9 protein-coding genes are annotated in these 12,147 nt (G+C 74.0%); 7 read left to right on the forward strand and 2 right to left on the reverse strand.

Features of this window, described 5'->3' with window-relative positions; translation table 11 throughout:
• Window positions 1–286: 286 nt before the first annotated feature.
• Together ABZ404_RS07025 and ABZ404_RS07030 are read left to right on the forward strand one after the other, a co-directional pair.
• On the forward strand, window positions 287–3,172 hold the full coding sequence (locus tag ABZ404_RS07025; protein WP_358835891.1) for a M4 family metallopeptidase: 2,886 nt from the start codon (window positions 287–289) through the stop codon (window positions 3,170–3,172).
• A gap of 147 nt (window positions 3,173–3,319) precedes the next feature.
• On the forward strand, window positions 3,320–3,796 hold the full coding sequence (locus ABZ404_RS07030; protein ID WP_358835890.1) for a MarR family transcriptional regulator: 477 nt from the start codon (window positions 3,320–3,322) through the stop codon (window positions 3,794–3,796).
• Window positions 3,797–3,846: 50 nt separating this feature from the next.
• Here the strand turns inward: ABZ404_RS07030 and ABZ404_RS07035 are convergent, their stop codons facing one another.
• Window positions 3,847–4,638, reverse strand: coding sequence for a hypothetical protein (locus tag ABZ404_RS07035; protein ID WP_358835889.1), 792 nt, complete (start codon window positions 4,636–4,638; stop codon window positions 3,847–3,849).
• Window positions 4,639–4,962: 324 nt separating this feature from the next.
• Here ABZ404_RS07035 and ABZ404_RS07040 point away from each other — a divergent pair, with 324 nt between their 5' ends.
• The 5 genes from ABZ404_RS07040 (at window position 4,963) to ABZ404_RS07060 (ending at window position 10,566) form a co-directional block, all read left to right on the forward strand.
• Complete coding sequence (locus tag ABZ404_RS07040) at window positions 4,963–7,737, forward strand: nitrate- and nitrite sensing domain-containing protein (RefSeq protein ID WP_358835888.1); 2,775 nt, start codon at window positions 4,963–4,965, stop codon at window positions 7,735–7,737.
• On the forward strand, window positions 7,734–8,219 hold the full coding sequence (locus ABZ404_RS07045; protein WP_358835887.1) for a roadblock/LC7 domain-containing protein: 486 nt from the start codon (window positions 7,734–7,736) through the stop codon (window positions 8,217–8,219). Before ABZ404_RS07040 ends, ABZ404_RS07045 begins: the two co-directional genes overlap by 4 nt.
• Window positions 8,216–8,614 (forward strand): DUF742 domain-containing protein, encoded by a 399-nt coding sequence (locus tag ABZ404_RS07050; protein WP_358835886.1) that lies wholly within the window; start codon window positions 8,216–8,218, stop codon window positions 8,612–8,614. The genes ABZ404_RS07045 and ABZ404_RS07050 overlap by 4 nt, the downstream gene beginning before the upstream one ends.
• Before the next feature lie 4 nt (window positions 8,615–8,618).
• The gene (locus ABZ404_RS07055) at window positions 8,619–9,242 is read left to right on the forward strand and encodes an ATP/GTP-binding protein (protein WP_358835894.1); all 624 of its coding nucleotides are present in this window, start codon (window positions 8,619–8,621) and stop codon (window positions 9,240–9,242) included.
• A gap of 88 nt (window positions 9,243–9,330) precedes the next feature.
• Complete coding sequence (locus ABZ404_RS07060; protein ID WP_358835885.1) at window positions 9,331–10,566, forward strand: styrene monooxygenase/indole monooxygenase family protein; 1,236 nt, start codon at window positions 9,331–9,333, stop codon at window positions 10,564–10,566.
• A gap of 421 nt (window positions 10,567–10,987) precedes the next feature.
• Here the strand turns inward: ABZ404_RS07060 and ABZ404_RS07065 are convergent, their stop codons facing one another.
• Complete coding sequence (locus ABZ404_RS07065) at window positions 10,988–12,118, reverse strand: NlpC/P60 family protein (RefSeq protein WP_358834299.1); 1,131 nt, start codon at window positions 12,116–12,118, stop codon at window positions 10,988–10,990.
• Between the last annotated feature and the right edge of the window lie 29 nt (window positions 12,119–12,147).

The raw sequence follows: 12,147 nt of genomic DNA on the forward strand, positions 1-12,147 counted from the left end.
CGGCGGGCGCGAGCTGGGGCGACCGCAACGGTCCGCAAGTAACTTTCAGCCGTGGGCGGTTGGCCGCCGGGCGCCGCGTCCCGGCCGTGCCGCCCGGCTCCCGGGCGATGCCCCGGGTCGCGTTCGCGCCAAAGCGCCCCCGCCAACACAGAGGCCCCATTGAGGAGTTCACGCCTCCCGGGCTTGCATGGTCATGACCAGTCGGCGCCCACCGGCGCCACCGGCCTCCCGCGCGGCCGACGCCGTCCGCGGGGGGCACCTCGCATCGGCCCGTGGAGGAACGACCTTGCACAAGCCCAGAGCAGGCAGAGCCGGAACAGGCCGCACCCGGGGGAGCAGGACGGCCGGTTCACCGGTCCGGGGCGCGGGCGCCGCCGCCCTCCTCGGCGCCGCCGCCCTCCTCGCCACCGCCGTACCGGCGGCCCAGGCAGCGCCCGCGCCGCAGGTGCCGCCGGCCGCCGACGTGGTGCCCGGCACCGGCACCGAGACGCCCGCCCTCGTGGACGGCCTCCACGAGAGCGCCGACGCGAAGGCCGCGCCCGCCGACGCGGCCCGCGGCCACCTCGCCGCCAGACAGAGCCGCTACCGGATAGCCGACCCCGGCCGCGACCTCACCCCCGTCCAGACCCTGCGCCAGGGCGCGGACGAGACCGTACGGCTCCAGCAGAGGCACCACGGCGTCGAGGTGCTCGGCGGCCAGTACGTGGTGCGGATGGAGAAGAAGGACGGCAGGCGCGTCGTCACCGGCACCTCCGGCAAGTACTTCACCGGTCTGACCGCTCCCACGACGGCGACGGTCACCGAGGACCTCGCCGTGCGCCGGGCCGTCTCCTCCGTCGCCGCCCGGCTCGGCGGCGCCACCCTCGGCAAGAAGGACGTCCGGCCCTCCGCGGGCGCGAAGAGCGGTGCGGCGGCCGCGCTCAGCGGCCGGGCCGGCGGCCTGGTCGTCGTCCCCAGGGGCGCCGGCGTCCTCACCTACCGGGTCACCGTGCGCGGCACCGACCCCGCCACCGGCCGGCCGGTCCTCCAGGACGTGTACGTCGACGCCCGCGCGGGCTTCCCGGTGCTCCAGTACAGCCTGATCAGGACGCTCGCCGCGGACCGGCCCGGCTCACCGCGCCCGGCGGCGGCGACGGGGACGGGGGCGGACGCCGTGCGGCAGGCGCCCGCCGCGCCCGGCCCCGGCACCAGCGGCACCGGCGTCCGCTCCAACGGCGACCAGGTCCCGCTGGAGGTCGCCTACGACGGGGCGAACCGGCGGTACAGCCTCGTCGACCACGCGCGCATGGCGGCCACCAGCAAGAACACCCTGCACACCTGGGACGCCCGCGCGGTCGACGTCGACGACGCCTCGGGGCGCTGGCCGGACGGGCTCAAGGACTTCACCAGCCCGTCCCCCCACTACAGCGGCGACGCCACCGAGTCGGGCGCGGTCGACGCCCACTGGGCGGCCGGGCAGGTCTACGACTACTACAAGAAGGTGCACGGCCGCGACAGCCTCGACGGGCGCGGCATGGCCGTCAACTCGCTGGTGGGCGTCACCTACGCGGGCGGCCCGTTCGTCAACGCCTTCTGGGACGGCCAGAAGATGGTGTACGGCGCGGGCGACGAGCAGTACCGGACGCTCTCCGCCGACCTCGACGTCGTCGGCCACGAGATGACCCACGGGGTGGTGGAGAACACCGCGAACCTCGTCTACGCGGGCCAGTCCGGCGCCCTCAACGAGGCGCTCGCGGACTACTTCGGCAACGCCATCGACACCACCGCGAGCGGCGCGAAGATGGACGACCCGGACTCCGGGCTCATCGGCGAGGACCTGTGCCGCACCGCCAAGCCCCGCGACTGCGCCTTCCGCGACCTCAACGACGGCCGCACCACGTCCAAGGACTACCTCGGCGTCACCTTCTCCACCGACAACGGCGGCGTCCACCTCAACTCGACCATCTTCTCGGGCGCCCTGTGGGACATCCGCCAGGACCTCGACCCCAAGGACCCCTTCCTCGCGGACCGGCTCGTCTACAAGGCGCTCTCCACGTACATGACGCCGCTGGACGGCTACACCGAGGCCCGTGACGCGGTGGTCGCTGCCGCCAAGGACATGGGGCTCTCCGCCAGGCAGCGGAACGTGGTCAAGCGGTCGTTCAGCGCCCACGGCATCGTGCCCGGCTGGGAGAACGCCCTCGGCGTCGACTCCGACCGCCTCTTCGGCAAGGTCGACACCACCGGCACGGGCACGGCCGCCGGCGGCGGCTGGTGGGCCACCTCCCAGTCCAACGACGACGGCACCGAGGCCTACTCGGTCTACGCCGGACGCGTCGACGGCCGGGGCACGCCCAAGCTGATCAGCCCCAACGACGGGCGCTACCACGTGTATCCGGCCACCGACGGCACCACGGTGGTGTGGGCCGCGTTCGGCGCCACCAGCGTCGACATCCTCTCCCGGCCGCTCGCCGGCGGCCCCGTCAGGACGCTCTACACCTCGTCCACCACCGTCCAGAACCTGCGGGTCGAGCACGGCACGGTGGTCTTCGAGGTCTTCGACACCTTCGGTGGGCGGCACGTCGGCTTCCTCAGGCCCGGCGACCGCGAGCCCACCCTCGTGGACGGCGGCGGGTACGAGGTCGGCAGCGCGCTCCCCTCGCTGCGCGACGGCAGGATCGCGTACGCCAAGCTCTACCGCAGCGGGGACGACTACAAGCTGGGCGTGGAGACGTACGACCTCGCCACCGGCAGCGCCCGGCTCGTCCAGCAGCTCGGCGAGCCGCAGGCGATCGGCCAGACCGGCATCACCGGCAAGAACGTGTTCTGGCTGGTCGACGAGAACATCGCCGACCAGGGGCAGCTGGCGGTGCGCCGCTCGAACCCCGACGGCACCGGCGCGGTGGACCTCAGCCCCGAGGCCGGGCCCGGCGCGCTGATCCCGTTCGACCTGACGGCCTCGGACGAGGCGGTCACGGTGAACACCACGCTGCCGGACACCCAGTACCGCAACGAGACCCTGCCCAAGCTGTGGCAGCTCAGCGCCGACGGCACCCGCAAGGAGCGCCTGTCGTGCAACCGCGGTGAGCAGCTCTACCCGTCCGCCGCGGGCGGCCGCCGGGTCGTGTGGCTGGACGGCACCACCGGCTGGACGGACCTGGTCACCCGGGAGCGGCCGGCCGGCACCTGCTGAACGCTCCCCCGCGTTCTCGACTCCGCTCGAACAGGGGGGACCCCCACCCCCGCGACGCGTGATTGAGCCAAAGGGCCCCCGGTGGACGACGCCGGGGGCCCCGGCCCCGGGGGACTGGGAAATACTGTCCCGTCCAGGCAGCGTGGAATGGGAGCTGATGTGCACGGTCCGGACCAGGAGTTTCTCGCACTCGAACGCGAGCTGGCGGTCTTCCTGAGGCGTGCCAGGGCATCCTCCGGCGAGATGGCCCGCGCGGTCCATCCCGAGCTGGAGGCCGCGGCCTACGGGCTCTTCGTACGTCTGGAGGAGGGCGGTCCGCAGCGGGCCACCGAACTCGCCGCGTACTTCGGCGTGGGCAAGGCGACCATGAGCCGCCAGCTGCGCGCCCTGGAGGACCTGGGCCTGGTGGCGCGCGAGCCGGACCCGGCCGACGGGCGCGCCTCGCTGGTGCGCCTCACCGAGGAGGGCCTGGACCGCTTCCGCCGGGTCCGCGACGCCCGCCGCGCCCAGTACGTCACCAAGCTGGCCGACTGGGACCGCGGGGAGATCGCGGAACTGGCGCGGCTGCTGCACCAGCTGAACGCCAGGGCGGACATGCAGGAGCCGGGCGCCGCGCGCCCCTAGAAGCGGCCGAACCACGCGGCGGAAGCGCACCCCGGCCCGGCGGCCGCGCCTCAGAGCTCCACGTACACGGCGGTGGCGTCGTCGTGCGTCTTGCTCCGCCGCAGATACGTACGGCCGGCGTCGGCGTCCGCGTGCTCCAGCTCCCGCACCCGGTCGATCAGCCGCCGCGGTCCCGCCTTGGCCACCAGCGCCAGGCACCCCGCCCAGTCGCCCTCGCGGAAGGTCTCCACCCACCGGGTCGCGCCGTCGGTCAGCGCGGCGAGCGCGCGTACGTCCCGTACCGGGGTACGCCCCGTGACCGCGCGTTCGGCCACCGAGGGGTCCGCGGCGGCGGTGAAGAAACCGCCCTGCTTGTTGCGGGCGCGGGCGTCGGCCACCTCGTCCGAGACGAGCAGGTCGCCCGGCAGCCGCTCCAGCCGGTCGTCCAGGACCGCCCGGACCGCGCCGTGCGGTGACTCCAGGAGCAGCGCGGAGTCGGAGAGGACCAGATGCTCCACCGCCTCCTCGTCCCAACGCGCCAGGACCACGGTCGCCTGAGGTGTGCGCGGGTGAGAAAGGTCACAGGTGCCCCGGTGGGCGTCGGCGGTGCGCCCGATGGACTCCGCGAGGATCGCGGTCAGCGGTATGTCGCGCCGCGAACCGGACAGTTCGGTCAGCGCGCCGCCGAGCCGGGCGGTGTACCAGGGCACGTCGTGCACACAGTCGCCGTTGCCCGGGGGCGGGGTCACCCCGTCCAGCACCACCAGCACGCCGCCCCGCCCGGCGGCGGGCAGCGCGGCGGCGGCCCAGTCCTCGTTGGGGCGTGCGGGGTCTCCGGGGGCCGTGGCGAGCTCGATGCGCATGGAGCCAGTCTGCACGACCCCTCCACTCCGCCCCCTTGACCCCCAATTGGCCTGGACCAGTTGGGGGGACCGGGCGTCGCGGCCCGTGCGGGAGGCCCCCCGGGAAGCTGTGGGCGGGCATCCTGCCAAAGCCCGCGCGGAAGTTCCAACCGGCCTCCCACACGAGCGGGGGCGGGCATTCCGCGGGAGTTGAACGCCAACTCCCGAGTGTTGTTCACTCGTTCGGGTGGCGGAGTGGATGTTGCATGCCTCCTTCCCAAAACCACTGGAATGGTCGGAAGCCGTGCAGGGGTGGGAACGCGTCGCATACGACGCAAGAGACGCATGACCGGTCGTCACCTCGGCTTCATGGTGGACGAGTCAAGATTGAGAGCACCGGTGCAGAACAAGCGGCCTCGGGGCAAGGACGGCGAGACCGTCAAGGGCGCCACGGGCGCCGCGCGCCCCGTGCGCGTACGGACCCGGCTGGTCACCTCGGTCGCCCTGGTCTCCCTCACCGTCCTGGGCGCGGGCGCCCCCGCGCTGCTCACCGCCTCCTCGGACCTCAACGAGTCCCAGCGCCTGGTCACCCTGGCCGAACTCGACCAGCAGGCCGTCACCCTCGCCCACGCCCTCGCCGACGAACGCGACGACCTCACCGCGTACATCGCGGGCGGCCGCGACCCGCGCGAGGACGCCGCGCTCAAGGACCGCGCCACCCGCGTCGACCGGCGCATCGACGAGATCCGCGCCACCGCGCCCGCCGCCCTCGGCCGCGACCTGGCCACCGTGCCCTCGCTGCGCCGCACCGCGCTCACCGGCAAGGGCACGGCTCTGGAGGCCCACCGCACGTACTCCGACGTGATCGGCAAGCTGCTCGGCCTCGCCGACGAGCTGGCCGCCCGGACGCCCCCGCGCGCCGCCGGCGCCTCCCGCGCCCCGGCCGACCTCGGCCGCGCCGTCGAACAGGCCTCCGCCACCCGGGGCCTGCTGGTCGCCGCGCTCTCGGTCCCGCAGAAGGCCACCGCCCCGGTCTACGACCCGATCACCGGGCGGTACGTCCAGAAGGACGCGGGCGACGGCGAAGAGGGGCGCACCCGGGACGCGTTGAGCGCCGCCGGGCAGCAGGCGCGGGTGCGCGAGCAGGCCGCGCTCGCCGACTTCGACCAGGCCGCCCCCGCCACCGCCCGCGAGAAGCTCTCGACCACGGTCACCGGCCCGGACGTGGACGCCGCCGAGCGCTACCTCGCCCGCCTCACCGACCAGCCGCAACTCAGCTCCGCCGACCGGAGGCTGGGCGCCGACAAGGTCGCCGCCGCGCTCACCGCGCGCATCGACCGGATGCGCGGCACCGAGTCGGCGCTCGCCGCCGCCCAGGTGAAACAGTTCGAGTCGCTGCGCGACGACGACGTGACCGGCCTGGAGCTGCGGGTCGCGCTGGTCGGCGCGCTGCTGCTGCTCGCCGTCGGCATCTCCTCCGCGAGCGCCCGCAGCCTGACCCGGCCGCTCGCGGTGCTCCGGCGCGGCGCGGCCCGGCTCGCGAGCGCCCCCGAGACGGAGGAGCCGGTCCGCTTCACCGGCCGCAACGACGAGTTCGCCCAGGTCGTCCGCTCCCTCAACACGCTCCACGACCGGCTGCGCGAGCACGCGGGCCGCGCCGACACCGTTGCCGCGCAGCTGGACGAGGCCCGCGAGGACCGTACGAACCTCGCCGCCGAACGCGCGGAACTCGCCGCCTCCGTACGGGAGCTGACCGCCCAGGTCGAGCGGGCGCGCGGGACCGTGCAGCACACTTTCGTCAACCTGGGCCTGCGCAGCCTCGGCCTGGTCGAGCGCCAGCTGGGCATCATCGAGGGCCTGGAGGAGCGCGAGCAGGACCCGGACCAGCTCGCCACGCTCTTCAAGCTCGACCACATGGCCACGGTCATCCGCCGCCACGGCGAGAACCTGCTGGTCCTCGCGGGCGCCGAGCACCACCACAACCACCCCGGGCCGGTCCCGCTCGTCGACGTGCTGCGGGCCGCCGTCAGCGAGATCGAGCGGTACGAGCGGGTCGTCATCCAGGCCCTGCCCTCGCACGCCCAGGTCGCCGGGTTCGCCGCCGACGACCTCAGCCACCTGGTCGCCGAGCTCCTGGAGAACGCCACCTCCTTCTCCCCGCCGGACGCGCAGGTCCAGCTCTCGGGCTGGCAGCTGGAGAGCGGCGAGGTCATGCTCTCCGTCCAGGACGAGGGCATCGGCGTGAGCCCCGCCCGCCGCACCGAGCTGAACATGCGGCTCGCGGACCCCTCCTCGTACGAGCCGGGGGAGCCCGGGACCGAGTCCGGCGGGCTCGGACTGCACGTCGCCGCGCTGCTCGCCCGGCGCCACGGGGTGCGGATCGAGCTGCGCGAGCAGAAGCAGGGCGGCCTCGCGGCGGTGGTCGTGCTGCCCGAGGCGCTCCTGCCGAAGACGCCCCCGGCCGCGCCGCCGCACGCGGTGCCGGCGCAGAGCGACGCCCCGCGCTTCACGCTGCCCGGCGCGCTGGCGGAGGCCAACTCCAACGTGCTGCCCGAGCGGGCGGAGCGCACCGCGCAGATCCCGCTCCCGAAGCAGACGCCCGCCCCGGCGCAGGCCCCGGTCCCGGCCGACGCGGAGGCGGAAGCCGCGGCGGCGACAGAGGCTGAGACAGAGGCTGAGGCGGAGGCGCACGAGCGGGTCGACGAGCCCACGTTCGAGATGCGGCTCCCGGCACCGTCGGCCGACGAGACGGAACCGGAGACGGAAGCGGCACCGGAGACGGCACCGGCACCGGCACCGGAAACCAAGAGGCGACCGGACACCGCGCCGGAGCCCGAGCCCTCCCCGGCCGTCCCCGCCCAGCGCGTCACCGACAAGGGGCTGCCCAAGCGCACCCCGAAGGTGGTCAAGTCCGGCCCCGCCGCCCCCGCCCCGCGCAAGGGCGGCGCGGAGATGGCCGACGCCCTGCGGAAGCGGCTCGGCGGATTCCAGCAGGGCGCCCTGGAGGGCCGCCGGCACGCCGAGACCGAGATCCAGGAAGTCCCGCGTACACCGAGCGAAGAAGAGCAGAAGAACCAGAGGCCACAGACGGGGGAGACAGTCGAGGAGGCACGCAGTTGACCGCGACCGGCACCGGCACGTTCGGACTGAGCAGCGAGGCCCGCAATCTGCACTGGCTGCTGCGGAACCTGGTCGAGGAGGTGCCGGGCCTGCTGTCGGTGGCGGTCGTCTCCTCCGACGGCCTGCTGCTGCTCTCGTCCGACCCGGACCAGCGCCAGACCCGCACCGAGCCCCGCCCCGAGGGCCCGCGCGGCTCCAGCGCCGACCTCGCCACCATCGTCTCCGGCATCGGCAGCCTCACCCACGGGGCCGCGCGGCTCATGGACGGCGGCGGCGTCAAGCAGACCGTGGTCGCCATGGAGGAGGGCAGCGTCTTCGTCATGTCGATCAGCGACGGCTCGCTGCTGGGGGTGCACGCCACCCCGGACTGCGACGTGAGCGTCGTCGCGTACCACATGGCCCTCTTCGTCGGCCGCGCCGGACACGTGCTCACCCCCGAACTCCGCAGCGAGCTGCGCCAGTCGATGGAGGCCGTCCAGTGACCTCGTCCGCCCCCGAACTGCCGATACGAGGTGCCGGCCGCAAACCGGCCCGGGTCCGCCCGTACAGCCTCACCGGCGGTCGTACCCGCTTCGGCCACGTCCTGCTCGTGGAGACGTTCGTGGCGGCCATCGAGGCGCCCGAGGAGCGCAGGGCGCTGGGCGCGTCACCGATGCGGCTGATGCCGGAGATGCGGGCGATCGTGGAGATCTGCCGTGCGATGCGCACGGTCGCGGAGATCTCGGCGCTGCTGCGCATGCCGCTGGGGGTCGTCCGGGTGCTGCTGAGCGACCTGGCCGACCAGGGAAGAATCCGTGTGTACGGGACCGGGCACGGCTCCGGGCGGCCCGACCGCGCGCTGCTCGAAAGGGTCATGAGTGGACTCCGCCGCCTCTGAACTCCTGGTGCCGGACGCGCCCCCGGCACCCGCGCTGTCCGCCGACGAGGAGCTGCGGCCCTGGCAGCAGGACCGCACCCGGGCACCCATCGCCACCAAGGTGGTCGTGGCGGGCGGCTTCGGCGTGGGCAAGACGACGTTCGTGTCGTCCGTCTCGGAGATCACCCCGCTCCAGACGGAAGCGGTGATGACCCAGGCGAGCGAGGGCACGGACGACCTGTCGTCGACCCCGGAGAAGACCACCACGACCGTGGCCATGGACTTCGGCCGGGTCACGCTCGACGACGACCTCGTCCTGTACGTGTTCGGCACGCCCGGCCAGCAGCGCTTCTGGTTCATGTGGGACGACATCGTGCGCGGGGCGATCGGCGCGGTGGTGCTCGCCGACACCCGCCGGCTCTCCGACTGCTTCCCGGCGCTCGACTACTTCGAGAGCTGCGGCCTGCCGTACATCGTGGCGGTCAACCACTTCGAGGGAACGGAGTCCTTCGAGCCGGAGGACGTCCGGGAGGCGCTGACGGTGGCGCCGCACATCCCCGTCGTGATCATGGACGCGCGCGACCGGATCACGGTGATCGAGTCGCTGCTGGGACTGGTGGCCCACGCGCTGGACGAGCTGCCGGAATAGCGGGACGCGGCCCCGCGGGGGCGCGGTCCTCCGGGGCGCGGGCACCTTCCTCTTTCTCATATCTGCTGACGTATCGGAGCACATTCGCATGCGGAGAATCCTGATAGTCGGGGCCGGCCAGTCCGGGCTCCAGCTGGCCCTCGGACTCCAGTCGAAGGGGTACGAGGTCACCCTGATGTCCAACCGCACGGCCGACGAGATCCGCTCCGGGCGGGTCATGTCGACGCAGTGCATGTTCCACACGGCGCTCCAGCACGAGCGGGACCTCGGCCTGAACTTCTGGGAGTCCCAGGCCCCGCGCATCGAGGGCCTGGGCGTCTCGGTGGCCGCCCCCGACGCCTCCCGGCCCATCGACTGGGTCGGCCGCCTCGACGGCTACGCGCAGTCCGTCGACCAGCGGGTCAAGATGGCGGGCTGGATGGAGACGTTCGCGCAGCGCGGCGGCCAGCTGGTGATCCACGGTGCGGCCGTCTCCGACCTGGACTTCTTCGCCCGCACCTACGACCTGGTGCTGGTGTCGGCGGGCAAGGGCGAGCTGGTGTCCATGTTCGGCCGCGACGCCTCGCGCTCGCCGTTCACCGAGCCGCAGCGGGCCCTCGCGGTCAGTTACGTGCACGGCCTCGGCCCGCGCCCCGAGCACCCCGACTTCGACGCGGTGCGCTGCAACCTGGTCCCCGGGGTGGGCGAGCTGTTCGTGATGCCGACGCTGACCACGTCCGGCCGGGCCGACATCCTCTTCTGGGAGGGCATCCCCGGCGGCCCGCTGGACGTCTTCCAGGGGGTCACGGACCCCGGCGAGCACCTGTCGCTGACGCTGGAGCTGATGGAACGCTTCACCCCGTGGGAGTACGCGCGGGCGACCAAGGTCGAACTGACGGACGCCGGGGGCACGCTGGCCGGCCGGTACGCCCCCACCGTCCGCAACCCCGTCGGCAGGCTGCCCGGCGGCGGCCTGGTCCTGGGCGTGGCCGACGTGGTCGTCGCCAACGACCCCATCACCGGCCAGGGCTCCAACTCGGCGTCCAAGTGCGCGGCGTCCTACCTCGCGTCCATTCTGGAGCGGGGCGAGGAGGCGTTCGACGAGGCGTGGATGCGGGGGACGTTCGAGCGGTACTGGGCGACCGCGCAGCCCGTGGTGAAGTGGACGAACGCGATGCTGGGGGCGCCGCCGGAGCACGTCCTCCGGCTGATCGGCGCGGCATCCGAACTCCAGCCGGTGGCGGACCGTTTCGCGAACGGCTTCGACGACCCGTCGGACTTCGAGAACTTCTTCTTCGAGGAGGAGAAGGCGGCGGCGTACCTGGCAGAGGCCTCCGGGGCGTAGCCCCGGACCCGTTGCCGGGCCGCGGGTGGTGGTGGGTTGCCCGCGCAGTTCCCCGCGCCCCTTTTGGGCCGATGTTCATCTGCGGGTGGGTGGGGGGCTGGTCGCGCAGTTCCCCGCGCCCCTGAAGGGGCCGGTTGTTCGGCTGCGGGTGGTGGTCGGTTGCTCGCGCAGTTCCCCGCGCCCCTTCAGGGCTTGGTGTTTGGGTACGGGGGGGTGGGGGTTGCTCGCGCCCCCAGCCGGGGGGCCGTCAGGGTGGACGCGATGGCGGAGCCGAGGCTTTTAGGGGCGCGGGGAACTGCGCGATCGGCCCCCACCGGGCCGCAGCCGGACACGAGAGGGGGTCCGGGGGCGCAGCCCCCGGGGAACCGGGCCTCCACCCACCCCCACCCCCGGAGGGTTGAGGGAACGGGCGGGGTGGGGGCTACTCCTCCGCAGGAGCGTCACCCTCCCCGTACCCCTCATCCGAACCCTCCCCCACCACCACCCGCAAGGGCCGATACCCCCGCACACCCCCCACCCCCGGATCCGGCCGCACCGCCCCCAGCAGAGGGTTCGACGCGATCGGCGAGACCTTCACCCGCGTCCCGGGCCGCGGCGCCTGCACCACCATCCCGTCCCCCACGTACAGCGCCACGTGCGTCGCCCCGGGGTAGTACACCACCAGGTCCCCGGGCCGCAGCGCCCGCAGCGGCACCCGCGGCAGCGACGCCCACTGCTCCTGCGAGGTGCGCGGGATCGTCCGTCCCGCGTGCGCCCACGCCTGCGAGGTCAGGCCGGAGCAGTCGTACGAGCCCGGCCCCTCCGCGCCCCACACATACGGCTTGCCCACCTGCCCCACCGCGTACCGCACCGCCTCCTCCCCCTCCGGCGACGGCGCCCGCACCCCGCTCAGCGCCCCCGTCGCCAGCAGGTCCCGCTGGGCCTTCGCCGTGCCCTCCCGCTCCAGCGCGGCGAGTTCGGCCAGCTGCTCCTCGCTGAGCGACGCCAGCAGGCCCTCCACGTCGTTCAGCCGCGCCCGCACCTCGTCCCGCGCGCGCCGTTGCCGCGCGGCCAGCGCCGCCTGCTCGTCCAGCGCCTTGCGCGCCTCCCGGGCGAGGGCGTCCGCCTGTTTCTCCGTGCGCGCCAGCCGCGCCAGCGCGACGCGGCGCCCGTCCGTGGCGCGCCGCATGAGATGGTCCTGGTCGAGGGCCCCCTGCGGATCGCGCGCCAGCAGCAGCCGCATATACGTGGAGAGATCGCTGCGGCCCTGGTACTGCTCCCGGGCCAGGCGCCCGGCCGCCTCGCGGCTGCGGGCCAGCTCGGTCCGCGCCCTCGTCAGCCCGGCCGCCACCTTCTTCTCGTCCGCCGCGCGCGCCTTCAGCTGCTCCTCGGCGGCGTTGTACGCCTCGGACGCCTCCTCGGCCTGCCGGTACAGCGTCCGCAGTTGCGTGAGCAGGCCGGTCACCGGGCTCTGCGGCGGCGTGGGCGCGGCCTGCGCCGTGGGGACCGCGGACACGAGCGCCGCCGCGACGGCCGCCGCCGTGCACACCGTACGCAGGGATCTTTCTGACACGTGATCACCTCCGGTCGGATGGTGGCACG

The sequence above is a fragment of the Streptomyces sp. NPDC005878 genome (assembly GCF_040629815.1).
Taxonomy (GTDB): domain Bacteria; phylum Actinomycetota; class Actinomycetes; order Streptomycetales; family Streptomycetaceae; genus Streptomyces.

Bases quoted from the DNA above. Each gene is read 5' to 3' on its own strand.
- ABZ404_RS07035 (WP_358835889.1), bottom strand. From the start codon at position 4,638: ATGCGCATCGAGCTCGCCACGGCCCCCGGAGACCCCGCACGCCCCAAC.
- ABZ404_RS07060 (WP_358835885.1), top strand. From the start codon at position 9,331: ATGCGGAGAATCCTGATAGTCGGGGCCGGCCAGTCCGGGCTCCAGCTG.
- ABZ404_RS07040 (WP_358835888.1), top strand. From the start codon at position 4,963: ATGACCGGTCGTCACCTCGGCTTCATGGTGGACGAGTCAAGATTGAGA.
- ABZ404_RS07030 (WP_358835890.1), top strand. From the start codon at position 3,320: ATGGGAGCTGATGTGCACGGTCCGGACCAGGAGTTTCTCGCACTCGAA.